Source organism: Paenibacillus chartarius (assembly GCF_042432825.1).
Classification (GTDB): Bacteria; Bacillota; Bacilli; order Paenibacillales; family NBRC-103111; genus Gordoniibacillus; species Gordoniibacillus chartarius.
The window spans coordinates 68908-92172 of record NZ_JBHLWN010000049.1 but is presented as its reverse complement, the minus strand read 5'-3'; the positions used below and the strand labels follow the sequence as shown (position 1 = coordinate 92172).

General features: G+C 55.9%; 21 protein-coding genes. 10 read left to right on the top strand and 11 right to left on the bottom strand.

Going from position 1 to position 23265, the window contains the following annotated elements:
• Window positions 1-23 precede the first annotated feature (23 nt).
• From ACFFK0_RS13115 to ACFFK0_RS13090, 6 genes are all read right to left on the bottom strand, one after another.
• On the bottom strand, window positions 24-1508 hold the full coding sequence (locus ACFFK0_RS13115) for a response regulator transcription factor (RefSeq protein ID WP_377470677.1): 1485 nt from the start codon (window positions 1506-1508) through the stop codon (window positions 24-26).
• Window positions 1483-3237: a sensor histidine kinase gene (locus ACFFK0_RS13110; RefSeq protein WP_377470676.1), complete on the bottom strand. Its 1755-nt coding sequence runs from the start codon at window positions 3235-3237 to the stop codon at window positions 1483-1485. The genes ACFFK0_RS13115 and ACFFK0_RS13110 overlap by 26 nt, the downstream gene beginning before the upstream one ends.
• Before the next feature lie 129 nt (window positions 3238-3366).
• Window positions 3367-5148, bottom strand: a complete 1782-nt coding sequence (locus tag ACFFK0_RS13105) for an extracellular solute-binding protein (RefSeq protein ID WP_377470675.1) — start codon at window positions 5146-5148, stop codon at window positions 3367-3369.
• Window positions 5149-5247: 99 nt separating this feature from the next.
• Window positions 5248-6144, bottom strand: coding sequence for a carbohydrate ABC transporter permease (locus tag ACFFK0_RS13100; RefSeq protein WP_377470674.1), 897 nt, complete (start codon window positions 6142-6144; stop codon window positions 5248-5250).
• 32 nt (window positions 6145-6176) lie between these two features.
• Window positions 6177-7139, bottom strand: a complete 963-nt coding sequence (locus ACFFK0_RS13095; RefSeq protein WP_377470673.1) for an ABC transporter permease — start codon at window positions 7137-7139, stop codon at window positions 6177-6179.
• A 922-nt stretch (window positions 7140-8061) separates the two neighbouring features.
• The gene (locus tag ACFFK0_RS13090; protein ID WP_377470672.1) at window positions 8062-9768 is read right to left on the bottom strand and encodes an extracellular solute-binding protein; all 1707 of its coding nucleotides are present in this window, start codon (window positions 9766-9768) and stop codon (window positions 8062-8064) included.
• A 251-nt stretch (window positions 9769-10019) separates the two neighbouring features.
• Between ACFFK0_RS13090 and ACFFK0_RS13085 the strand changes: the two genes are divergently transcribed.
• The 3 genes from ACFFK0_RS13085 (at window position 10020) to ACFFK0_RS13075 (ending at window position 14527) form a co-directional block, all read left to right on the top strand.
• A complete protein-coding gene (locus ACFFK0_RS13085; protein ID WP_377470671.1) occupies window positions 10020-11591 on the top strand; it encodes a copper amine oxidase N-terminal domain-containing protein in 1572 nt (523 codons plus the stop codon).
• A gap of 506 nt (window positions 11592-12097) precedes the next feature.
• Window positions 12098-13885: a phosphomethylpyrimidine synthase ThiC gene (thiC, locus tag ACFFK0_RS13080; protein WP_377470713.1), complete on the top strand. Its 1788-nt coding sequence runs from the start codon at window positions 12098-12100 to the stop codon at window positions 13883-13885.
• A gap of 189 nt (window positions 13886-14074) precedes the next feature.
• Window positions 14075-14527, top strand: a complete 453-nt coding sequence (locus tag ACFFK0_RS13075) for a hypothetical protein (RefSeq protein WP_377470670.1) — start codon at window positions 14075-14077, stop codon at window positions 14525-14527.
• Between the two features lie 133 nt (window positions 14528-14660).
• Here the strand turns inward: ACFFK0_RS13075 and ACFFK0_RS13070 are convergent, their stop codons facing one another.
• Together ACFFK0_RS13070 and ACFFK0_RS13065 are read right to left on the bottom strand one after the other, a co-directional pair.
• Entirely contained in the window at window positions 14661-15101 is a 441-nt protein-coding gene (locus ACFFK0_RS13070) for a hypothetical protein (protein WP_377470669.1), read from the bottom strand.
• Window positions 15098-15640, bottom strand: a complete 543-nt coding sequence (locus ACFFK0_RS13065) for an ABC transporter transmembrane domain-containing protein (protein WP_377470668.1) — start codon at window positions 15638-15640, stop codon at window positions 15098-15100. Before ACFFK0_RS13065 ends, ACFFK0_RS13070 begins: the two co-directional genes overlap by 4 nt.
• A 270-nt stretch (window positions 15641-15910) precedes the next feature.
• On the opposite strand from ACFFK0_RS13065, the gene ACFFK0_RS13060 reads away from it, so the two are divergent.
• On the top strand, window positions 15911-16177 hold the full coding sequence (locus tag ACFFK0_RS13060) for a late competence development ComFB family protein (RefSeq protein ID WP_377470667.1): 267 nt from the start codon (window positions 15911-15913) through the stop codon (window positions 16175-16177).
• Window positions 16178-16419: 242 nt separating this feature from the next.
• Here ACFFK0_RS13060 and ACFFK0_RS13055 read toward each other — a convergent pair whose 3' ends face one another.
• The gene (locus ACFFK0_RS13055; RefSeq protein WP_377470666.1) at window positions 16420-16551 is read right to left on the bottom strand and encodes a hypothetical protein; all 132 of its coding nucleotides are present in this window, start codon (window positions 16549-16551) and stop codon (window positions 16420-16422) included.
• A 127-nt stretch (window positions 16552-16678) separates the two neighbouring features.
• On the opposite strand from ACFFK0_RS13055, the gene ACFFK0_RS13050 reads away from it, so the two are divergent.
• The 4 genes from ACFFK0_RS13050 to ACFFK0_RS13035 all read left to right on the top strand — a co-directional run bounded on the left by ACFFK0_RS13050 (window position 16679) and on the right by ACFFK0_RS13035 (window position 20072).
• Window positions 16679-17467, top strand: a complete 789-nt coding sequence (locus tag ACFFK0_RS13050) for a DODA-type extradiol aromatic ring-opening family dioxygenase (protein ID WP_377470665.1) — start codon at window positions 16679-16681, stop codon at window positions 17465-17467.
• Entirely contained in the window at window positions 17460-18419 is a 960-nt protein-coding gene (locus ACFFK0_RS13045; protein WP_377470664.1) for a helix-turn-helix transcriptional regulator, read from the top strand. The genes ACFFK0_RS13050 and ACFFK0_RS13045 overlap by 8 nt, the downstream gene beginning before the upstream one ends.
• A gap of 129 nt (window positions 18420-18548) precedes the next feature.
• Window positions 18549-19595, top strand: coding sequence for a GyrI-like domain-containing protein (locus ACFFK0_RS13040; protein ID WP_377470663.1), 1047 nt, complete (start codon window positions 18549-18551; stop codon window positions 19593-19595).
• Between the two features lie 111 nt (window positions 19596-19706).
• On the top strand, window positions 19707-20072 hold the full coding sequence (locus ACFFK0_RS13035; RefSeq protein WP_377470662.1) for a hypothetical protein: 366 nt from the start codon (window positions 19707-19709) through the stop codon (window positions 20070-20072).
• Between the two features lie 11 nt (window positions 20073-20083).
• Here the strand turns inward: ACFFK0_RS13035 and ACFFK0_RS13030 are convergent, their stop codons facing one another.
• On the bottom strand, window positions 20084-20857 hold the full coding sequence (locus ACFFK0_RS13030) for a helix-turn-helix domain-containing protein (protein WP_377470661.1): 774 nt from the start codon (window positions 20855-20857) through the stop codon (window positions 20084-20086).
• Window positions 20858-20987: 130 nt separating this feature from the next.
• On the opposite strand from ACFFK0_RS13030, the gene ACFFK0_RS13025 reads away from it, so the two are divergent.
• The gene (locus ACFFK0_RS13025) at window positions 20988-21800 is read left to right on the top strand and encodes a phytanoyl-CoA dioxygenase family protein (protein WP_377470660.1); all 813 of its coding nucleotides are present in this window, start codon (window positions 20988-20990) and stop codon (window positions 21798-21800) included.
• A 121-nt stretch (window positions 21801-21921) separates the two neighbouring features.
• On the opposite strand, the gene ACFFK0_RS13020 is transcribed toward ACFFK0_RS13025, so the two are convergent.
• Window positions 21922-22245, bottom strand: a complete 324-nt coding sequence (locus ACFFK0_RS13020; RefSeq protein ID WP_377470658.1) for a 2Fe-2S iron-sulfur cluster-binding protein — start codon at window positions 22243-22245, stop codon at window positions 21922-21924.
• Between the two features lie 243 nt (window positions 22246-22488).
• Between ACFFK0_RS13020 and ACFFK0_RS13015 the strand changes: the two genes are divergently transcribed.
• The gene (locus tag ACFFK0_RS13015; RefSeq protein ID WP_377470657.1) at window positions 22489-23265 is read left to right on the top strand and encodes a metallophosphoesterase family protein; all 777 of its coding nucleotides are present in this window, start codon (window positions 22489-22491) and stop codon (window positions 23263-23265) included.

Sequence of the window (23265 nt, the reverse complement as noted above, 5' to 3'; positions counted from 1 at the left end):
AAAACCTGAGGCTGTTTGAGGCCTCAGGTTTTTGCGTTCCTTGACCGATACTCCGACGGGGATATCCCCACCAGCTCCCGAAACAGGCGGCTAAAATATTTCTCGTCCTCAAATCCGGCCCGGGCGGCGATTTCATAGACGGGATAATCGCTGCCCAGCAGCAGCTCCTTCGCTTGCTCCATGCGCAGGCGGCGCAGCAGCTCGCCGAACGTTTCGCCGGCGAATCTGGCGAAGCATTGGCTGAAGTAGCTGCGGCTCATATTGATATGCGCGGCTACGTCCTTTTGATTGATTTTGTCGCCGGCACGGTCCCTCATGAAGCTCATCGCTCGGATCAAGCTGTACATGACTTCCTTGGACAAGCCGAGCTCGAGCATACGGCCCTTCACGCCGTCCGCGAACCGGTGCAGCCACAGCTTCCATTCCGGCCAGATCCGGTTCGTGCCGGCCGCCGAGGCGAGCTGCTCCGCCTCTTCGCGCAGCAGCGCATAGCCGCCCCACAGCTGGCAGAGGCTCTTGCCGACGCGGGAGAACAGCTCCGGCGCCGGGCGCTGCTCGTCGATCCGCCGCAGCAGACCGTCCCAGTCCGCGGCGAACAACGTCCACTTCAGCTCGAGGAGCTGCGCTTCGAGCCCGCCTCCAGTCGCCCCCACCGAAGCAGCACCCGCCGCGCCAGCCGTACCTGCCGTACCTGCCGCGCTAGCCCCACCCGCCATACCCGCGGCACCCGCTGCGCCGGACGAACGCTTCCTCGAAAGCAGCTCGTTCATATCAACACGAACCAGCTCCGACGCATCGCTAACATAGAACAGCAGCACGTCCGCATGCTCCTTAACGACAGGAACGACCGTTTCGAGCGGCCGGTCCTGGACATCCGTCAGCAGCACTGCCTGCCAATTCAACCTGGCCTGCCTGACATCGCTAACGAGCTGCTCGCGGGAAGCCGAATGGATCAAAGGCGCCAGCCACGAGCCGCCCTCTTCGATCAGCGTATTTCGCTGCACGATCGAAAGCCGGTACAAGTCATCGAGCAGGGGAGGACCCGCCACCGGGCGGAACCAAAGCGCCTCCTTCGCAGGAATGCGCCGGTCCAGCTTGACCGCCTGATGAATTCTGCGGCTGCCCGCTTCCCATTCGATCCTCTCCACGATCCGCCGCATCACCTTGTCGACGCTCTCCATCTCCAGCAGCGTTTTCACAATATAATCGATCGCCCCGAGACGAATCGCTTCTTGAATATAATCAAATTCATGATGGCAGGTGAGGACGACGGAGTGGATGTGGGGATACAACTGCCGGACCTGCTTCATGAAGTCGAAGCCCGACATGCCGGGCATCGTAATATCCGTAAAGAGCAAATCCACCTCGGTATGCTGCAGCAGCTCCAGCGCCGACTTGCCGTCCGCCGCCTCACCGACGATCACGATGCCGTAGGAAGCCCAATCGACCAAAGAAATAAAGCCTTTCCGTACGAGCCGCTCATCATCCACGACCATCGCTTTGATCATCGAAATCCTCCTTGCTCATCCTCGGAATGGTGATCGTTATCGCCGTTCCCGAGCCGATGGCGCTATCGATCTGAAACTCCATCCGGTCCCGGAAATAATGGTGGAGCATTCGCTTCACATAGGAAAGGCCGATGCCGAGCCCCCGTTCCTTGGCCGCGCCGTCCGAGAGCATGCGCTCAATGGCGGCCTCGTCCATACCGGCCCCGTTATCCTCCACCTTCAGCTGCACGCGCTCGTCACCCTTCATAAGCACGGTAACGTCAATCCGGCCGTTGCTGTCGCTCATGCCGTGGTAGATTGCATTTTCCACCAGAGGCTGCAGCAGGAAGCGGGGGACGGCGACGGATAACGTGTCTTCCTCGGCATGGATATGGAAGTCAAACTCGTAATCGTACCGTATTTTCTGAAGCTCCATATAGTTGCAAAGCGCTTCAATCTCGTCCTGAATACTGACGATCAAGCTTTGCTTGCCCAAATTGTATTGCAGCACTTTGACGAGCAGCGTCACGAGCCGGTCGATTTCCTTCTGCCCGTTCATTCGCGCCAGCCACTGGACCGTGTTCAGCGTATTATGAAGAAAATGCGGATTGATCTGGCCCAGCAGCTTTTCAATTTCCAGCTCGCTCTTCCTCTTCTCGTTCAAAGCAACCGTTTCGATCAAATCGTTGATCGTTGTTTTCATCTTTTGAAAATTTCGCAGCACAGAGTCAAACTCCATAACATTCGTGAACGATACGGGAGCGGCCCTGTTCTCGGCCATGCGGACGATCTCCAGGTTCACGTTGCGCAGCGGGTGATACACTTTCTTCCAGATGACGTACGCCAGGACAACGGCAAAGATGAGCATCGAGAGCGCTAAAATCAGCATATTGCGCAGCCATGCGTTAATTTCGCTGTCGAACGCCGCGGTCGGGACAACCGTCAGCAGCTGCCAGCCTTGCGGACTGCCGTAGCGGAACAGCTTGTAGCCGTCATAGTCGAAGGAGGAGGCTGCGTTGCGCCGCACTTCCTCCAGCACGTGCCTTGGCACCTCGGAGTCCTCGATATACGTTATTGCGCCGTTCTGATTGACGAGCAGATGGGACACTTTCATTCCGTACAAGTTGGTATTTAATATTTTCCGGAACAGGTTGTAATTCGTCTCCAGATAAACGATCACTTTACCGCTGCCGTTCACGGCGATTTCGCGCTGCTCGGAAAACACGTAATTATTGCTGAAGCTGTACAGCGTCTTGTGCGGACCGGAATAGATCGCTCCGTTATAATGAATAAACCCGGGCAGCTCCTCCAGCCGGAAGTCGCTCTTCAGGTTCAGATTCGTAAACAGGACAGGGTCGGCGGAGTCCGGCGATACGTAAGCGGTCAACCCGAGATTCGGATTCGTAAAATTAACCAGATTAATCTTTGCATTAATCGAGCTCATCAGCTGGGACTTCTTGAATACATCCTGCTCGTTCAAATAGTTGGTCACTTCCGCCACGATCTGGCCGTCCAGCGCAAATTGCTTGGAAGCGAAGTCCAGGTTATTGATAGCGTTTTCCAAACTGGCCGCTTCAATACTCAGGTTGGCGCGAACGCCGCTTTCGATTTTGCCGGCAAGAATGGAATAGGTGGAGTAGTAGGTGATCACGCCGACCAAAATCAGAGGCAGCAGGCAGGCGACCATCAGGTAGAACACCAAGGTACGCCGAAGCGACCGAACACTAGCGCGGGGCAATGGACGAAGCATCGATCGTTTCTCCCTCATTTGTACATTCTCAGCAGATTATACCATTTTGCTCCGCCGATGAGGTATCAAACGAAAGTCCCGCAGCCGTGAATTTCACGAGTACGGGACATGCATTCCAGATGCCAGCGGTTACTTGGCGCTCATCGCTTTCCAAACGGTATTTTTCGTTTGCTCCAGCTGCCAATTCACGACGTCATCATAGCCGAGCCCTTTCGCCTTCTGCTGCATTTCCTGCTTCAGGGCGTTGAATTCGTTCTCGCTCTTGGCGAACACCATTTTCCAGGAATACGACTTGATCACTTTGGCAATTTCGCTTTTCTTCTGCTTGAGGTCGGACGGCTCCGGTAACGGCGCTTTGCCGGTGAAGATCGGCGTATTGAGGGCCATTTTGTTGCTCTTGACAAAATACTCCTTCGGCGTCATGACGCCCATCGCCTCGCGCCAGCTCTTCGTGACCGGATCGGTGTTATATTCGAGCGACGATTTCCAAATCTGATAGTCGTAAGGATCCCCGGTTTCCGGGTTAATGTTGGATAACTTCAGCGTGGTGTTGTTGATCTGGTTTGTGCCGTCCTTGAACGTTCCGCCCCCATATTGCTCCGGAACCGGCTCGCTGTTCGCCGGCAGCGCCTTCCAGCCATATTCGGTAACGAACGGCTTGCCGTCCTTAAGATCCCAGGCCAGACCTTTCGGGCCATAGTTCGACTCCATAACGCCCTGCGGAGAATACAGCCAATTGATCAGCTGCATGACACGAGCCGGATCCTTCGCCTTTGCGCCGATCGCCCACACGCGCGTCCCGCCGTACGGGCTGAAGCCGTAGGCATAAATTTTTTCATTCTCGAACGGCACCAGCTTAAAGCCCTTGCCCTGCGAGGTGTGCTCCGGCGTATTGTACACGTTGTCAAACCAAGGGAAGAGCGAGAAGAGCACTTGCCCGTCCTTCATCTTGTTCGAGACATCGCTGAATTTCTGCGTGAGCGAATCGGGATCGAGCAGTCCCATCTGATTGGCTTTGAAATAAAAGCTTAGCCCCTTCATGTAGTAGCTGTTATCGTCGAGCATGCTCTGATAGTCGTTCGGCTTGTCGGCGGAGACGAGAATCAGATCGCCGGGATTGAAGCCGTCGCCTTCCTGGTACCCGTGCAGCTGCGCGATGACCTTGGCCAGCGTCATGTATGTGCCGTCCCAGTCGGACCAGAGCGAGATACCGTACGTCGGCTTGCCGCTGTCGCTCTTCGGCTCCATCTCCTGCATTTTCTTCAGAATGGGCAAATAATCTTCGATGTTGGTAATCTTTGGGCTGCCCAGCTTCTGATACAGATCCCAGCGCAGATCGGGGCCGAACGTCATATCCGCGCCTTCGGACGGGCCCGTTCCGGTGCCGACGTCGAAGCCGATCCCGTACACCTTTTCTCCGCCGCCGAACTGCTGCTTGTTGGCGTCGATCGCCTTGCCCGCGTGCTTCAGGATATCTTGACCGTGCTTCTGCAGCAGGCCGTCCTTGTTCCAATCGAGCAGCAGGCCGGCTTTGATCGCATCCTGATAATCTTGCCCGTTGGAGCCGAAGACGACAAGGTCGCCCAAATCGCCGCCGGCCATCATCGTCGCGATCTTCTGCTGGCCGCCGGCCAGGTTGGAGGCGATAATGTTCAGCTTGACGTTGAATTTATCTTTGACCATCTTCGCAAACCAGCCGGGCTGATCGCCGGCGTAGTTGGCGAGCATCGAGAACACCTTGATCGTTAACTCCGGTTGGGTGTTCTGCGAGCCGGTCGTGTCGCCCGTTGCCGGTGTCGACGTTCCGTTCGGCGTTGGGGTTTGTGTGCCGCCGCCGGTGCAGGCAGTCAGCAGCGCCAGCAGCGCGGCGACCGTTCCGGCTGTACGCGGCCATGTATTCCCTTTTCTCATAGTTAGGGTCACCTCATCTTAGAATTGGTTAAGCGCGGGGTCACACTGCGATAGCCTAGAAGCCGATCACCCCCTGCAAGGGTATCCGTGAACAGTGCCTCATCCTTTCACAGCCCCGATCATAATCCTTTTGACAAAATATCGCTGGAAGAACGGGTAGACCAGAATAATCGGCGCCACAACGAACATTGAGACCGTCGTGCGGATCGTCGTCGGGTTCACCAGGTTGGCCGGATTGATGCTGCCGCCGCCCTGCAGGCCCTTCATCAGCTGCGCCAGCGAAGTCGCTTCATTCATATACCGGAACAAAATAAACTGCAGCGTAAACAGCCTGTTTTCGGTAATCAGGAACAGCGTATCCGTGAACATGTTCCATTGATTCACCGCGGAAAATATCGTAATAGTAGCGAGAATCGGCATAATGAGCGGCACGATAATTTTGTAGAAGATGGTCAAATAGCCGGCCCCGTCGATCTGCGCCGATTCCTGAAGCGCATTCGGCGTAGCCTCGACGAACGTCTTCACCAGAATGATGAAAAACGGCGAGACGATATGCGGCAAAATGTAGGCGAGAAAATTGTTGACCATCCCCAGGTTCAGCATCACCAAATACCACGGAATGAGACCGGCGTTGAAATACATCGTCACGATCAGGAAGCGGTACCAGAACCTCCGTCCCCACATCTCGTTCTTGGTGAACAAGTAGCCGAGGAAGGCGGAGGCGGCGACGGTAAGCGCCGTGCCGATGACGGTGCGGGATACGGAAACGGCGATCGCGGTCATCAGCCCCGGCAGCTTCAATACATGTTCGTAGTTGGTGAAGTGAATGCCCTGCGGGTAAAACATGATCAAGCCCTTGTCGCTAAGATCGTTGGCGCTGATCGTATTGATGAACAAATAGTAGAAAGGGAAGATGCATATTAGCGTAAACAGGGCAAAGACGGTAGCGTTTACGATCGTAAACAAGCTGAAGCGGGACTTGCTTATCGTAGGCATAGTTGGAACTCCTCTCGATTTTACTCGCTCGGCTATATGATGCTTTCGCCCCGGACTATCTTCGACATGCTGTTGGCGACGAACAGCAGGAAGACGCTGATCAACGATTTCAGCATGCTGATGGCCGTCGAGAACGAGAAGTTCGAATTTTGCATGCCGATGTTGTAGACGTACAGGTCGAGCACCTCGATATGATTCATATTGATCGCATTCTGGAACACGTAATACTGCTCGAAGCCGTTGTTGATGAAATTAGCTATCGACAATAAAAGGAGGACGAAGAAGGTGGACATAAGCCCCGGCACGGTCACGTGCCACATCTGCTGGAAACGGCCGGCGCCGTCGACCTTGGCGGCATCGTACAACTCCTGGTCGATTCCCGCTATCGCCGCAATGTACATAATCGCGCTCCAGCCCAGCGTTTTCCATATGCCCCAGAGCGTCATCGCCAGCCAGGTGTTGTCATCGGAGGCGAGCAGATTGAGCGGCCGGTCAATGAGCCCGAGCGACATCAGCAGGTGGTTGACGAAGCCGTTGTCGACGGAGAACAGCATGAAGGCAAAGGAGTAAACGAGGACCCAGCTGATGAAATTCGGCAGCGTCGTAAAAATTTGCACCGTTTTCTTAAACCAGCCGGTGCGGATTTCCGCAAGGAAGATAGCGAATACGACAGGCAGCACCGACGTCAGAATGCTCAAGCTGCTCATCGCTACCGTATTGCGCAGGACGCGGACGACCTCTTCCCGCTGGATGGGATTGGACACCATCGCCTTGAACCAGTGCAGCCCCATAAAATTACTCTGCGACAGCGGAATGCCGGGGCGGTAGTCGTAGAACGAATAAATCCAACCGTAGAGCGGCAAATACGAGAACAGAAACACCAGGATCAGAAACGGAAGCGCGTAGAGGAATAGGGTGAATCCTCCTTTGGTGTGTAATCGCTTTCTTTGTGTGGTCAAAGAAGTCTCGGTATCGAGGCCGGTCGTGGTTTGCATAACGTCTCCTCCAGTAGCTCCTCAGCTTGCATAGTTTTAATGGTATTATCTTACAGGCTGCGGCGGGCGTCGGACGAGAGAATCCCGGACACATTGAGGTTATAGCGGTTGCGAGTTAGTGAACCGTTTTCATACGCGAACGGACCGTTTTCACCCTATGGCTGCTAGAGAAGCAAACGCTTGCCGGAAACTAAACGAGTCAGCCGGGTGCTGGCTAAACTAGTCAGCCGGATGCTGGTACGCAAACTCGGGAGAATTATTGATGTACATCGCAAACGCCTTGGAAACCCATAATCTGGGGCTTTGTTCCAGTAGTTTAACGATGTGTTACATCGTTAAGACGACGACAACAAAGGTCGCGGGAGAGGATAACGATGTTCCACATCGTTAACGCCTTGGATCCCATACTCTGGCGCACTGTTCCCTTGCTTTAACGATGTTTAACATCGTTTCGGCGGTATTACCAAAGGTCATGGGGAAGGTTAACGATGTTCTGCATCGCTAACGCCCTGGACACCCACACTCTGGCGCACTGCTCCTAACTTTACCGATGCTTTTCATCGCTACGACGCCCACACAGACGGTCCTCGTAGTGTCGAAGGATGGTTAACATCGTTAACGCAACGTGTACCCGACTTGAGCGCGGAGGGGGTGAACTGCCGTGAAGACGGCCCAAACAGGGCGGTCTTTGGCGGTGAAGGTGGGGGAGCGGTGTGAAGATGGCCCGAAAAAGGCGGTCTTTGGCGGTGAAAGTGGGGGGAATGATGCGAAGACGGCCCGAAAAGGGCGGTCTTGGGCGGCGAAGGCGGTGAACTGCCGCAAAGACGGCCCAAACAGGGCGGTCTTGGGCCTGCACTGCCTCATCGCAAAAAAAACCGCCGAATTCCATGTCCGGAATCGGCGGTTACAAATGCGCAGCATACTACGGTTTGTTCACGGCGTCGGCTACCTCCTTGGTGATCCGGTCGCCGCCGAGCTCCCGCCACTTCGCTACGAAGTCGTCGAAGGAGCTGACCGGCTGATCGCCGATTATGATTTTAAGAAAGGCTTCGTTCTCCAGCTTCTGCAGCTCGGCCCATTTCGTTTCCATCGTTGGCGTAGAGCCGTGGAACACGCTGTGCACTCTCCTCATGCTGGTGGAAGCGAGCACGCCCGCTCCGTATTGATTGGCCGTCGATACTTTCCAGTGGTCGATGTCTTTCTTCGGATTTTCCCGTTCCGCCATCATCGACCGATAGACATTCAGGGCGTCCGGGTCCAGCTCGGCAAGCCTCAAGTCGCCGTTCAACGCTTTCTGCACTTGCAAATACCGCTGCTCAATCGAATTCGAATAGTCGAGGAGCAGGTCGAACGGATACAAGTTCCTCGGCTGAACCCCCGTCTTGGTCACATAGTCCTTCAGCTTGTTCACCTCGGCGATGTTCGGATCGCGGTTTCGTTCCAGCCGGGTGAAGGCATTGAGCAGCTTCAGCGCCGCCTCGGGATGAGGGTAGCCGCGCTTCACGACCAGGTACCGGTCGGTCGCGGGGGCCATGTGGGTCACATAGGTGCCAGCACTGTCCATCGGCGCGGCATAAGCCCGCCACTCCGCTTTTGTATCCTTCTCCACGGCGAAGTTGAGCGGATAATAAGGCATCCACCACGGCCCGAAGAACATGCCGGTTTTATTTTCGATGATCGGCTCTTCGACTTCGTTGTACAGCGCAAAATTTTTATCGATGAGACCGCGCCTGTACCAATCGGCCAGCTTCTCCAGCGCCTGCTTCGTTTGCGGAGTGATCGAGCCGTATACGATGCTGCCGTCGCTGTTCTTGATCCAATTCTTCGGGAAGGCGTAGTAGTAATGGAAAATCGAATCGAAACCGTTAGACAGCGGCTTCTGCCCGTAGACGATTCCTTTGAACCCGGTCAGTCCGACCGTATCGTTCTTGCCGTTGCCGTTCGGATCCTGCGTAGTGAACGCCTGCGCGATCCGTTCGATGTCGTCCATCGTCTTGGGCGGGGCCAGATGCAGCTTCTCCAGCCAGTCCTCGCGCACCCACAGCAACGATGGCGAGTCCGCGTCAAGCGCCACATTGGGCAGCCCGTACAGCTTGCCGCCGAAGGTGGCGTCCCGCAGCGCCGAGCCCTGCGTCGAATCGTAAATCGTCCGCACCAGCTCGGACGCGTAGCTCTTGTACGTCTCCGTTAGATCTTGAATCATGCCGTTCTTGACCAGTGTGCGGAGCTGGTTTCGGTCCACGACCATCGCATCCGGGATATCGTTGCTCGCAATGGCGAAGTCGACCTTCTGCTTGTAAGCGTCGCTCCCTTTGGCTTCCCACGAATGGATCACGCGAATGTTCGTCAATGCTTCGAAATAACGCGAGATCGGATTGTTATCGTTCGAATCGCCGGGCGGCAGCTTGGAATCCGGAATGAGGAAACCGACATGCAGGGTGACGGGCTCTTTGTAGGGCTGGTAGGCCGGCGATTGATTAGATGGATCTGAACGGGTCGGGGCGGGATCGGATGAACTTGGGGAAGCGCTTTCGGATAACGGATTTCCGAGATGGATACAGCCTGCAGCTGCAAGACACAGAAGCAGGAGTGCCGCTGTCAGCTTCAAGCTTCGCGGTGCTAGCCTCATGGTACCATCGAGTCCTTTCGTATCAGGGCTTCTATATACATCCATGGCGATAACCTGTTTCTTCCTTCACTATAGCATAATAGGGAATCGGTGCGGAACTTTTGTGTGCCCATGGTGCGAGCGCCCCGAATTTCGAGGCGATTCGCTCCGGTTCCCTTCGGAGGGGGGATTCGACAGAAATCGCGCTACACAAATACCCCTAATATGGTAAAATATGTACCTGCAATAACTATAATACGGGAGTGAAAAACGTGCTGTATCGGTTATGTTTGGCAGTTGCAGTAGTAACGAGTATTCTATTCCACAGTTATGCCCCTGTAATCAATGCCGAAGCCGGAACCATCACGGATAAAGTAGACATTCGATTGACGGTAAACGATGAATCGGCAATGGTTAACGGGAGGACCATGAAGCTTTCCACACCGCCGGTACTGGTTCATAATACGACTTTGGTGCCGCTTCGATTTATTGCGGATGCACTGAAAGCGGATCTGACATGGCATGCCGAGGAGCGGTCCATCACCATCCAATATGCTGACCATACCATAAAGCTATCTATCGATGACCGGAATGTCCGTGTTGATCAGCAAATGCTGACGCTGGAGCAGCCGGCCGTGATCGTAAATAACACCACGATGGTGCCGCTAAGATTTATCGCCGAAAGCTTGAATCAAGACGTTGCTTTCGATCCGGAAACGCAAAGCGTCGTTATCACCACGCCTCGACAGCCAGCTCAAGAATCGCAGAGGGACGTCACAACAAAACCTCGACAGCCAGCCCAAGAATCGCAGACGGTCGTCACAGCTGCGCTAAAACAGAGAGCTCAACAAATCCGGATCGACAACTTGACCACGGCATCCGATATGGGCTTCAACTATAACTTCTATTTTGAGCGGCCGAATATGAAAGTGATCAGTATGGCAGCCGACCGTCATCATCAGGTTTACATCTTGGAACAGCATGCGGCTTCGGAGATGTCCTTCGTTCTTCGAGTGTACAACGAAGTTACAGGTGAAATGAAGGTGCTGTTCAGCCAGTTTAACGAGAGCTTTGATTTTGACTATACGGACTCGAAGTTGAGAGAAGGGCATTTTGACGCCGGCGTGCTTTCGCCGCACAAGATCTTCTACGATACCAAGCTGGATAAGCTGTTTTTGCTGGCTAGCAGCAGTTTCGCATCGGATACCGGCGTATCTACGGTCATTTATGAGATTGCCCCTAAAGTGCAAATGATGACCTATACAATCGGCAATATGACCTACCATCCCGGAAACTTTGTAGCGACACCGGATGGCAAGCGGTTTTACTTTAGCGATATTCTTCATCATACGATCTACGCGGGCGAATCGGGAAAAGAAGCGAAAGCAATGTCGCCTTACTCGTACGATGGTGACAAGGTCAAGCTGGCCGCCGTCGTGAAGGATGGCAGCATGTTTGTTCTGGATATGGCCAAGCAAGCCGTCTATGAATTGCAAGAAGGAGCAAATCTGAAATATGTTGCTCCGATCGACATTAAGGAAGAGATTACGTGGATATATGAAGCTGATGGCGTATTTTATGCAGCAGGGGAACGTCAGATTTGGGAAGTATCGACAGCCGGAGAAACCCGTCCATATATAGGCATGAAGGATATCTCGGGGATTAACCAGGGGCTTTATCTTCCAAAGACCGGCACTTACGACGAGAATGCATTTTTCAACAAGGGGGCCGCCTACGGAGCGCCTCTGTCATTCGGTTATTTTGCAATTAATGAAAACGGAAATGTAGTCATGTACGACCGGCAGTACCACTTGCTGAGAAGGGTCAATATTTATGAACAATAGAGGGAGATAATACTCGATCTTTGCAGAAGAGCGCAGAGACCGCATCCTGAATTAGCGATGCGGTCTTTTTTCGCTTGGAAAGACCCGGATTCCGCGTGCTTGCAAACATGTAAGGGCCGGTCTCAAAATCTCCTTGTTGACAACTGGGAATGTTTCCCCTACACTCAAGCTAATTGAATACGCACCGGGGGCTTGATGAAGTCAGGCTGAGATTGTGACCGTATGTCACTGACCGTATCTGATCTGGGTAATGCCAGCGTAGAGAATATGCCGATAACAGGGATATGCTGTGGAGTCGTGTATGTCGATTTCCGTATTCCTGTATTCTTTCCCCCGGTGCGAACCGTCTTGCCGATATGTGCGGATGGTAGAGCAGCGGAGGGACTCGATCTTTGCACAAGCACGCAAAGACCGCATCCTGACTTAGCGATGCGGTCTTTTTTGCGCTTGCGGGACCTGTGGACTCCGCCTGCTTACAAACATGCTGAGGAGGAATCGGAGTGGCTATGAACGAAACGAACCAACCGAAGGGGAACGAGGTCGTCCCCAATATCAACGCATTCCCAGGCAGTAAAAAGGTGTATGTGCAAGGCTCCCGCCCCGACGTGCGCGTCCCGATGCGCGAAATCTCGCTCAGCCCGACGACGGGCCCTGCAGGCGAGCAGCCGAACGAGCCGATCCGCGTCTACGACAGCAGCGGCCTGTACACGGACTGTGACCACAAGGTGGATATCCGTCAAGGCTTGCCGCTGAACCGCCGCCAGTGGATCCTGGAGCGCGGTGACGTGGAGGAGTACGAGGGCCGTGCGGTTAAGCCGGAGGACAATGGCTTCAAGAGCGCGGACAGCGCAACCGGGCAAGAAATTTTTCCGAACACGAACAACCGGCCGCTCCGCGCGAAGCCAGGCGCCAACGTAACGCAGATGCACTACGCCAGACGCGGCATCATTACGCCGGAAATGGAGTACATTGCCATCCGCGAGAATGTCGACCCCGAGTTCGTACGCAGCGAAGTGGCCCGCGGCCGGGCGATCATTCCGTCGAACATCAACCATCCGGAGAGCGAGCCGATGATCATCGGGCGCAACTTCCTGGTGAAAATCAACGCCAACATCGGCAACTCCGCCGTCGCTTCGTCCATTGAGGAAGAGGTCGAGAAAATGCGCTGGGCGACGCGCTGGGGCGCCGACACCGTCATGGACCTGTCGACGGGCAAGCACATCCACACGACCCGCGAGTGGATCATCCGCAACTCGCCGGTGCCGATCGGTACCGTTCCGTTATACCAGGCGCTGGAGAAGGTCGGCGGCAAAGCGGAGGAGCTCACTTGGGAAATTTACCGCGACACGCTGATCGAGCAAGCGGAGCAGGGCGTCGACTACTTCACGATCCACGCCGGCGTACTGCTGCGCTACGTGCCGCTGACGGCCAAGCGCGTTACCGGCATCGTATCGCGAGGCGGCTCCATTATGGCCGCATGGTGCCTTGCGCATCATCAGGAAAACTTCCTGTATACGCATTTTGAAGAAATCTGCGAAATTATGAAGCAGTATGACGTCGCGTTCTCGCTCGGCGACGGCCTGCGCCCCGGCTCGATCGCCGATGCGAACGACGAAGCGCAGTTCGCTGAGCTGGAGACGCTGGGCGAGCTGACGCAAATCGCTTGGAAGCACGACGTGCAGGTCATGATCGAAGGTCCGGGCCACGTGCCGATGCATATGATCAAGGAAAACGTCGACCGTCAGCTGGAAGTGTGCCAGGAAGCGCCGTTCTATACGCTCGGTCCGCTGACGACGGACATCGCCCCGGGCTACGACCACATTACGTCGGCGATCGGCGCGGCGATGATTGGCTGGTTCGGCACCGCGATGCTCTGCTACGTGACGCCGAAGGAGCACCTCGGCCTGCCGAACAAGAACGACGTGCGCGAAGGCGTCATCGCCTACAAGATTGCCGCCCACGCCGCCGACCTGGCGAAGGGGCATCCGGGCGCGCAGCAGCGGGACAACGCGCTGTCCAAGGCGCGCTTCGAGTTCCGCTGGCGCGATCAGTTCAACCTGTCGCTCGATCCGGAGCGGGCGATGGAATACCACGACGAGACGCTGCCGGCCGAAGGCGCCAAGACCGCGCACTTCTGCTCGATGTGCGGACCGAAGTTCTGCTCTATGCGCATTACGCAGGACATTCGCGAGTACGCGAAGCAGCACGGGCTGGACGACACCGAAGCGCTATCGAAGGGCATGGAGCAGAAGTCGGAGGAGTTTAAACAAGCGGGCGGCTTGATTTATCGATAATAGCGGGTGAAGGCCGTACAGCGCGGGAACGTGCTGTGCGGCTGTTTTTTTACTTAGCAGCTTCAAAATGTCATTTCAAAAGTAGTCTATCAAGTGTACAATACGGTATAATACTTCCAATAGAGAAAAAGATCTACTTGAGGTGATCGTATCCAAAAATCTAAAATCGTACTTATTGGGATCACTCTATTGAGCATCATTTTTTTTCCTAGATATGAAGACGATCGGCCAAAAATAATTTCGGATTTAGAAAGCGATTTACGACCGGCGGTTCAAAAATTTATATATTCCGTTTGTACAGAGCAAGGGGCAGTTGTCGAAGATATACAATTCAAAAGTAACTACATAGAAGGAAATGTGTGGGAAGCAGATTTATATCATTCTAACCTAACAGTTCATGGATTAATAGTTGGCAAGGAAGTACTTATAGGAGGATCTTGTGATATCAAATCTGAGTTAGTGCTTGATCGGAGTCTGAAAGAGTTTGTTCCTTATACAAGAGTGCCGGATAAAAGCCAGAGGCTTATTCCTAGTTACTGGGAAATCATGGGGTTATATATTCTTAAACTGGCGGCTTATGTCGTGTTGGTTATGTTAGTTCTTTGGTTGTGGAGAAATATAGATATAGACGGAACAAAGTGAACATTTGACGTTCCGCAACGAAATGCAAGTCTGCTGACGCCCCCGAAAATAGCACACCGACGTTCCTCTGACGTACCTACATCCCAAGTAAGCCCGCCGCTTCGGCAGCTTCATACACCTTTGATCAAGGAAATCATCGAACGTAAGCGTAAAGAGACCCAACGCAGGACATTCGTGAGTAAGCCATGAAGTCGATTCGTCGAATAACATGGAAAGCGAGGGAGGCCGTTATGAGGGCGTTATTTTCGAGTTGTACGGCTTCGCCTGCTTGAATATCAACGGTCGCTTGACCGTCGAGAGCGCTGTCATCAATATTAACGCGGAGACCGGAATAACCCGCCAAAGCTACACCCTTTGTATCTAATTCCTCCATGAGTTTTGTCCACTCTTCAGCGTTAGCCGTATCGATCCGTTTTGCAGCTGCAGCGAACCGCTTGTTTGCCAAGTCGTCCAGAAAATGAGATGCGGTCATTTCTCCGGATACCGATGGTACGACGTAATACGCAACAAGCAACAGGAACCAGCTCATGACAACAATGCCTACAGCGATGATGAATGCTTTCTTTATTTTCATGAAACTGAACAGCCCCATTTCGGACCGACCAGACAGAGCGGCAAGCCGACGACGGCCAACAGGGCCAGCTGCCACTGCAGCATAGACAGCACCGCCACGTTGAAGATCAGTCCGAGCACGGAGAGCAGCGTATAAGGAATTAATTTGATGAAGGAATCGACGGAGATCATGTCGTTGTTGAAGCGCGACACGATATCCCCGCTGGGCACGTGCTGAAAGAAGCCGGTGGATAACGTCTGCAATCGGTCGAACAGCCATTTATAGTAATCGCTCACGACCTGCGAGCCGAGCCCCGCAAACATGCGGTCGCGGAACAAGCCGATGCATACGGTAAGCAGCGCGCCGGAAATCACGGCAGCCAGTATCGTGATGAGTATGGAGTAGTTGCGGGGCATAATCGCCAAATCAATAATAAATTTAAAGCTTAACGGCATGAACGTTTCAAAGCCGAGCTCGACGAAAACGGCGGCCAGCAACAATGCCATCTTCGGTTTATATTTCGTGAAAGGTGCTATCAGCAAGCTGTAAAAGGAGTTCATCAGAGACCTCCCAAGCGATGTGTTCCGGACTCTTTCATTTTAACAGGTTTCAACATGTTGGGAAGCACTCTCAAGCTTTTTTGAATTTGCAGATCATCATGGTAAAATAAATCAAGGCGTTCGTCGCATAAACATTACAATCGAATCCTCTTGACTTCGGACGAAGATTGCATTTTACATAAGAATTAGTCCTTCGGTCTCTATTTTACTTGGATGCGTTCAGTATAATCAGTACTATAAGCGTTGCCTGTAGAGGGGAATCATTGGACAATGGGATTAGTGAATGCGAATGAAATCATCGTGATGCAGCTCTTCGAGGAGTTTCAGCAGCAGTACACGTTAAAGTGCTCCTGCGACAGATGCAAAGAGGACATTCTCGCTCTTGTGCTGAACCGGCTGCCTCCGAAGTATACGTCCAGCGAGAAGGGAAAGCTGTTCATCAAGAGCAACTATATGGATCGCCAGATTCAATCCGATGTGATGAGAGAGTTCTTCAACGCCGCTCAGATTGTGGAGAGCAATCAGAATCATCAATAGGTTGGATTCGAGGAATAAAGCGGGCCAGCTCCTTAACCGGGGCTGGCCTGTTTGGCGTTCCGCAAGCCGTCTGGATAAATTGAACCGGAGCGAGCGCAGGCGGGCGGCGAATGCCGGCGTGCCGGCGCTGCGTCCCGAAGCAGTTGTCGACGATCCGACAATCCGACTGGACAGTTTGCGCTGCCGGACAAGATGCTCTTCCGCAGACAGGTGCGGCGATTTTATAGGAAAGGCAGAGGAGGTTACGGGGGACCGTCCTCCTCCGGCATCAGCTTGCTCTTCTCCTTATACACTTTGTAGACAGCGATAACGACGCCGGCAATAAGGGTGATGGTCAGCCAATACTGCTTGAGAAACATCCAAATGCCGTCCATACGCGCGTACCTCCCGGTAGTGTAGTTGATTATAGGGTGTGCGTTGGCGGATGCTTCCATTCACCGGGGTTATGCTACAATGAGATTATATTCTTTTACAGCAGGACATGAGATGGGGGTATCCTTTATGAAAATGCCGACATTATTCGTTGCCCACGGAGCGCCGACTTTAGCTCTGGAGCAAACGGGCTATACGCATATGCTTAAGGGGCTGGTCGGAACGCTGCCTGCACGGCCGCGCGCAATCGTGATGTTCTCTGCACACTGGGAGAGCGCCGTCCAGAAGATTGGCAGCGCCGCCCGGTACGAAACGATCCATGATTTTTACGGCTTCCCCGATGAGCTGTACAGGCTGCGATATCCCGCTCCGGGCGATTTGGCTCTGAGCATGTCGGTTCGCGAGCTGCTGGAAGGGGAGGGCATCGCCTGCGAAGCGGACGATTCGCGCGGGCTCGATCACGGCGCTTGGGCGCCGCTGATGCTGATGGTCCCGGAGGCGGACATTCCGGTCGTGGCGATGTCCGTGCATCCGGGTCTCGCGGCGGAGGAGCAGTACCGGATCGGCCGCGCTCTCGCGCCGCTTCGCAAGGAAGGCGTGCTGATCGCCGGTAGCGGGGGCATCGTGCACAACTTGCGGCGGCTGGATTGGAACGCCGGCCCGGGGGCCGCGGCGGATTGGGCGGCCCGGTTCGACGAATGGATCGGAGAGCAGCTGGAGACCTGGCATACGGAGGCTCTGTTCGATTACGAGCGGAGAGCGCCGCATGCCCGCGACGCGGTGCCGACGCCGGAGCATTTCGTACCGCTGCTGCTGGCGATGGGGGCGGCGGACGAGGAGCGTACGGCGAAGCTGCTGCATCGCGAGTATCAATTCGGAAGCTTGAGCCTCAGCTGCTGGCGGTTCGGAGATGAATAAGACCGATCGGCTGATGGCCATCGTGCTGGAGCTGCAGCGTCACGGCACGAGACGGGCTGAGGATTTGGCTGCTCTGTTCGAGACGAGCGTGAGGACGATCTACCGCGATGTGCAGGCGCTCTGCGAGGCGGGCGTGCCGGTCGTCGGCGCCCCCGGCCACGGCTACTCGCTGATGGATGGGTACTTCCTGCCGCCGGTCTCGTTCACGACCGAGGAGGCGACGGCCATGCTGCTTGGCCTCGACTATATCGGGCGGCAATTTGACGCGCATTACCGGGATAAGGCGTCAGGAGCCCGCGGTAAAATCGAATCGATCCTGCCGCAGCCGGTACGCCGCGACGTCGAGCGGGTGCGGGCGGGAATGAAGCTGCTTGCAGCCAAGGCGGGAGGAGGAGGCGTCTCGGAGGAGGCGCTCGCTTCGCTGCGCCGTGCCGTTCTCGAGGAGCGGCGGATCCGGTTTCGCTATGTCAAGAAGGCCATGCCGGACCGGACGGACGAACGGGAGACGGTCCGGGAGGCCGAGCCGTACGGTCTAGTGCTGAACGAGGGCGTATGGATGATGGTGGCCTTCTGCTGCTTGCGGCGGGAGATGCGGCATTTTCGCGTTAGCAGGATGAGTGAATTGGAGGTGCTGGAGGAGAGGTTTGCGCGGCCGGAGACGTTCGACCTGCAGGCGTATCGCCCGCGGGATGAGCGCCCGGTTACGGTTCGCGTGCGGATCGCGCCGGAGCTGGCGGACTTGGTGCTCGAAAATAACTTTTATTCCACGGAGTCGGCCGAGATAACGGAGGACGGACTGCTGCTGACGCTGCGGGTTCGGCAGTGGGGCGAAGCGCTGGGCTGGGTGCTCGGTTGGGGCGCCGGGGCTGTCGTGCTGGAACCGGCCGAGCTGCGGGATCGGGTGAAGCAGGAGCTGCAGCGCGGGCTGGAAGCTTACTCGGCTGGCGTCTGAACGCTCGGGAGCAAGCCAAGCCGCAAAATTTTCATATAAGCCTCTGAAGCTACTGACATAATGCTGTCAGGAGCGGTTTGCTACACTTGGTTCAAATCAACAAATTTGAATCAAGGAGCTGTGTTTATCGTGGTCGATACGAAAATGATCGTAAACAGCATGGAACAACTGACAAATCAATATGTACGCGAGCTGGAGGCGTATAGTCCGGAGCAGCTGACGCGCAAGCCGGGTGAAGATGAATGGTCGCTTGGGCAAATGCTAATGCATCTCATCAACTCGGCGCTGCGCATGCAGTTAGCCAGCGTCGACGCTTGCCGGGCGGGAGGAAGCGGCAGCGAGCAGGGGCAGAGGACGGAAATCGCCGAGAAAATGTTTCGGATGGGAAGTTTTCCGCCAGAGCCGATCCGTGTACCGCCTTCACCGCAATATACGCCGCGACAGCCGGAGAGCAAAGAGGAGCTGGAGTCCGGCCTGCGGCACGTGCTGCAGCGGATGAAAGAGCTGGAGGAGATTGTCGCCGATATTCCTCTGACGCATACGGCTCCGCATCCGAGACTAGGCGCTTTGAACGCGATGGAGTGGTTACGGCTGGTGGAGATGCATTACCGCCATCACCTGCTGCAGCTGGAGCGGTTGAAGCGATTTCTCGGGACGGAGGAGTATATTCCCGCAGGAGCAGGCTGGATTGCCGCCCGGCCGCGAATCGTGACCGGCATTGCGCTGGAGCTTGCAGGCATCGCCTGCGCGACTTCCATGCAGGACGAGCCGGCGCACAGCCGGATCGCAGGAGCGTGGAGTGAGCTTCACAGCCGCATGAGCGAGATCCGCGGACGCGTTCAGCCGGCTGTAACGTACGGGTTAAAGGAGTATCCGGCGGAGCCGTTTACCCCGGGAACCGTGTATACGTACGTCGCAGCTGTTGTTACGGACGGCTCGTCCCAGCCCGAGGGTATTGCCGTTCGCAAGCCGGAGCACAGCGACTATGCGGTGTTCACCTACCGGGGACCGGTCTCCGGGTTCGGGGACGCTTTCGCTTACATCTATTCGGCCGGACTGCAAGCAGCCGGTCTGACTCCGGCCGCAGGTTACGATATGGAACGATACGACGAGCGTTATACGGGGCTTGAGGATGCCGGATCGGAAACGGATATTTACGTGCCGATTCGCCGCTAATCAGCTAAATCGCCGGCCGCCGCACTCCTACCGAGGAGAGCGGCGGCTTTTAGTGCCTTGGCAGACATACTTGGTGCGTACGGGCCGTACACTAACCTCGAGGTGATAGGGATGAGCGCTATAGCTCGCACGGTATATGTGTTCGGCTTGTATTTGATCCTGCTCGGCATCGCCCTGCTGCTCGTTCCCGGCTGGCTTGACGCGCTGCTCGGCGTAGACCCGGAAGACAACGGCTGGCTTCGGCTGAGCGGATTGCTCGCTGCGGTGACCGGAACGCTGTATTGCGGGATTGCTGTGAATGGGAGCGCGGGATTGTGCCGCCTGACCATTGTCACTCGCATAGGTGCTGCCGTCATGCTTGCCGTTCTCGTAAGCCTCGGCCAGCTTCCGGGCAGCTTCCTGGTGCTTGCGTGGATCGACGCGGCCGGCGGATTATGGACCCATATCGTGTCGCTCAGAAGCGGCAAGGCAAGGTAACCGGCATCCCGTCAGCGGCCAAGCCCCGGCCTGCTTTGTACGTACCCGCGCGGGCTGACGCCGTACCTCCGCCTGAACAAGGACGCAAAATGCCGATAATCCCCGAACCCGACATCGTAAGCCACCTCCGTCGCCGACCGGCCGGAGTGTTCGAGCAGCAGCGCCGCTTGGCGCAGCCGCATCTCGGTGAGCGCCTGCAGCACGGACATGCCGGTCTGCTCCTTGAACAGATGCGAGAGCCGCGATGCGGACAGTCCGACGGCTGCAGCCAGCTCCTCGATCCGCACCGGCTCCTTCATGCGCAGGGTGAGCAGATGCCGAACCTGCTCCACTCGCGGGTCGAGGCTGCGGTTGCGCTGCTCGGCCAGCATCAGCAGCAGCTCGCCGATCCGCACCTCGCACAGCTCCGCCCACAGCAGCGTCCGTTCGCGGGAATGCTGGAGAATGTTGCGGAACGCCCGGTATACCCGCTTGCGCCGATGCCCGGTTTCCATCGGACAAACGAGCAGCTCCGTATCGGCAAAATACGACCCCTGCGGCACCCTGTTATAATGCGCCCACACGAACCGCCACGTCCCGCCCTTAACCGTACGGTATCGATGCCGCGACCCGGACCGCAGCAAAATCATATCCCCGCCCTTGCACCGCACCCACCCGGCGGAAGGCGTCCAGAACTCCCCGTCCCCATCCAGCGTGAAGCAGATTAACCATTCCCAATCGGCGAGCCCGTCGGGCCTGAACATGTCGTAGCTGTCGTTTTCCCGAAACTGATCCGCGATGACCATGCCATCTCCTCCTAACCTTCATCATAGCAGAATCCAACCACTTTTGAGCAATAATCTCTCTTCTGCCGCACCCCGATTCCGATTACGATAGAACCATGAAAACGACATTTACCAGAAGGGGATGAACGCAATGACAGGAAAGCTGAACGCACTGACGCCGGAGCAGAAGGATCAATTCGACACCGAGGGCTACCTGATTGTAAGAGGGCTGCTAACGGCGGAGGAGGTCAATGAGATCAAGGACACGTTCGAGCAGATCAGCCATACGACGGTGCCCGGCTATTTTGAGCCGGATCTGAGTGCGGACAATACGGACCCGCTGAAGCGGTATCCGCGGATCGTTCACCCGCACCGCTTCAATGACGTCGCGATGAAGTATATGCTGCACCCGAAAGTTATGGCGGTCATGGAGGATTTGTACCAGGAGGAGGCGCTGGCGGCGCAAAGCATGTTCTACTACAAGCCGCCGGGCTCGCGCGGACAGGCGCTGCATCAGGACAACTTCTACCTGAAGGTGGAGCCGGGCAACTGCATCGCCGCGTGGGCGGCTATCGACCCCGCGGATGAAGAGAACGGGGGGATGCTGATCGTGCCGAAGACGCAGCAGTTCGACATCGTCTGTCCGGAAGAGGCCGACCCCAGCCAGTCGTTCACGACCCATCTGGTGAAGCCGCCGAAGGACCGCGCGCCGGTACCGGCGATTATGGAAGCGGGGGACATCTTGTTCTTCAACGGCAACATGATTCACGGCTCGTACCGGAACAAGTCGAAGGACCGGTTCCGCCGGGCGTTCATTTGCCATTACGCGAACGCTTCCGCAAGCATGATCGGCAAATACTACCGGCCGCTTTACCGGGCGAACGGGGAGCCGGTCGATCTGCCGGAAAATCAAGACGGCGGCCCTTGCGGCATCGAGTTCACGGCTCCCTACGGCGCGCATTAACAAAACGCAGGCACCCCGATTCTTTCGAGGTGCCTGCGTTTTGCTGTTTTCTAGGGAGCTCCCCCAAAAGTAATCGGATTAAGCTTCAGAGGTTCACGTCACTTTTGGGGGAATTTGTTGCTTACTCCTGAGGGCGCGGCCCGGCATCCAGGCCGGAGGCGGACACCGTGTTCAGCGGTCTTACGGTGAGGTCGCCTGCCACACGAATCTGGCACGAAATACGGACATTCGAATCGGTAATGCCTTTCGCTGCGATGACCCCGGCTTCCGCTTCGCCGATCGGACCGGCGTCGCCCTCCAGCACTTCGACGCGGCATGTGGTGCAGCGGGCGTTGCCGCCGCAGCGGTGCAAAATGTCCACGCCGTGATCCTCGAGAGCGAGCACAAGCTTGGTGCCTTCCGCTGCTTCGAAGGAACCTTTTCCTTCAACTGTAATTGTTGGCATATTGGATATCCCTCCCAGACCCATTTTACCAGATCTCTCCGCCTTGCGTTAACCTCAGTTCCTCAGCGCTGCCAAAATACGGAATGACAAACGTCCGCCCGCTTCGTTATGATAAAGACAGCCAGACAGTTCGATGGGGGAGAGGAAGGAGAGCAAACCATGCGCATTCGGATTATGACCGATTTGCACTACTCGCTGCACGGCGGGGAGGAGACGGCGGAGTAGCCGTTTTACAGAGCGTTTTTGCAGCGTTTTTTCCAGGACGGCCCGGAGGCTGATTTGTATGTGTCGCTCGGAGACTTGACGCAGGACGGCTTGGAGCGGGAGCATCGTAACGTGTTCGGCCATATTGAGGAGCTGAAGGGCGGGCGCTTCTTCATTCATATTCCCGGCAATCACGATTTGCTGCAGGGCGATGCCTGGGAGACGGAGAGGTGGAGCGGCGGGACCGATCCGGTTCGCGGCGGCTTCGGCGTGCTGGAGCGGGAAGAGGCGGCTCTTGTCTTCTTGAACACGGCCCAGACGAGAATGCCTGCGGACTGGGGAGGCCGGCTCGATGAGGTTCAGCTGGAGGCGCTCCGCAAGCAGCTGTTGGCCGCGCAAGGCAAGCCGGTGCTCGTCTTTGCCCACCATCCGCTGCCGCTGACGACAACGATGTCCGACATTCCCCTTATGCGGGTAGAGGAGGCGGATGCGTTGCTGGACGTTATCGGGCGGCAGGCGGACGGGCCTCGCTTCTGGTTCAACGGACATAATCATATGCATTCGATTGTCCGCAGCGGGGCATGGACCTGCATACAGACCGCATCGGCCGTCTGTCTGCCCGGCTGGCGGGATATCGAGGTGAGCGGGACGGACATTCGCGTCGAGACGGTCGTTTGCGCCGACGCCGAGCTCATTGCGTCGGCACAGCGCACCCTGGACCGCTTCGGATCGTTTCACCGCGTTCCCCGGGATATCGCAGCCGGGCTGAAGCAGGATCGCAGCATTGTTGTGCGTAAGGAACAAATCCAACTTTAA

Bases quoted from the DNA above. Each gene is read 5' to 3' on its own strand.
- ACFFK0_RS13115 (WP_377470677.1), bottom strand. From the start codon at position 1,508: ATGATCAAAGCGATGGTCGTGGATGATGAGCGGCTCGTACGGAAAGGC.
- ACFFK0_RS13110 (WP_377470676.1), bottom strand. From the start codon at position 3,237: ATGCTTCGTCCATTGCCCCGCGCTAGTGTTCGGTCGCTTCGGCGTACC.
- ACFFK0_RS13105 (WP_377470675.1), bottom strand. From the start codon at position 5,148: ATGAGAAAAGGGAATACATGGCCGCGTACAGCCGGAACGGTCGCCGCG.
- ACFFK0_RS13100 (WP_377470674.1), bottom strand. From the start codon at position 6,144: ATGCCTACGATAAGCAAGTCCCGCTTCAGCTTGTTTACGATCGTAAAC.
- ACFFK0_RS13095 (WP_377470673.1), bottom strand. From the start codon at position 7,139: ATGCAAACCACGACCGGCCTCGATACCGAGACTTCTTTGACCACACAA.
- ACFFK0_RS13090 (WP_377470672.1), bottom strand. From the start codon at position 9,768: ATGAGGCTAGCACCGCGAAGCTTGAAGCTGACAGCGGCACTCCTGCTT.
- thiC (WP_377470713.1), top strand. From the start codon at position 12,098: ATGAACGAAACGAACCAACCGAAGGGGAACGAGGTCGTCCCCAATATC.
- ACFFK0_RS13070 (WP_377470669.1), bottom strand. From the start codon at position 15,101: ATGAAAATAAAGAAAGCATTCATCATCGCTGTAGGCATTGTTGTCATG.
- ACFFK0_RS13065 (WP_377470668.1), bottom strand. From the start codon at position 15,640: ATGAACTCCTTTTACAGCTTGCTGATAGCACCTTTCACGAAATATAAA.
- ACFFK0_RS13060 (WP_377470667.1), top strand. From the start codon at position 15,911: ATGGGATTAGTGAATGCGAATGAAATCATCGTGATGCAGCTCTTCGAG.
- ACFFK0_RS13055 (WP_377470666.1), bottom strand. From the start codon at position 16,551: ATGGACGGCATTTGGATGTTTCTCAAGCAGTATTGGCTGACCATCACC.
- ACFFK0_RS13050 (WP_377470665.1), top strand. From the start codon at position 16,679: ATGAAAATGCCGACATTATTCGTTGCCCACGGAGCGCCGACTTTAGCT.
- ACFFK0_RS13045 (WP_377470664.1), top strand. From the start codon at position 17,460: ATGAATAAGACCGATCGGCTGATGGCCATCGTGCTGGAGCTGCAGCGT.
- ACFFK0_RS13035 (WP_377470662.1), top strand. From the start codon at position 19,707: ATGAGCGCTATAGCTCGCACGGTATATGTGTTCGGCTTGTATTTGATC.
- ACFFK0_RS13030 (WP_377470661.1), bottom strand. From the start codon at position 20,857: ATGGTCATCGCGGATCAGTTTCGGGAAAACGACAGCTACGACATGTTC.
- ACFFK0_RS13025 (WP_377470660.1), top strand. From the start codon at position 20,988: ATGACAGGAAAGCTGAACGCACTGACGCCGGAGCAGAAGGATCAATTC.
- ACFFK0_RS13020 (WP_377470658.1), bottom strand. From the start codon at position 22,245: ATGCCAACAATTACAGTTGAAGGAAAAGGTTCCTTCGAAGCAGCGGAA.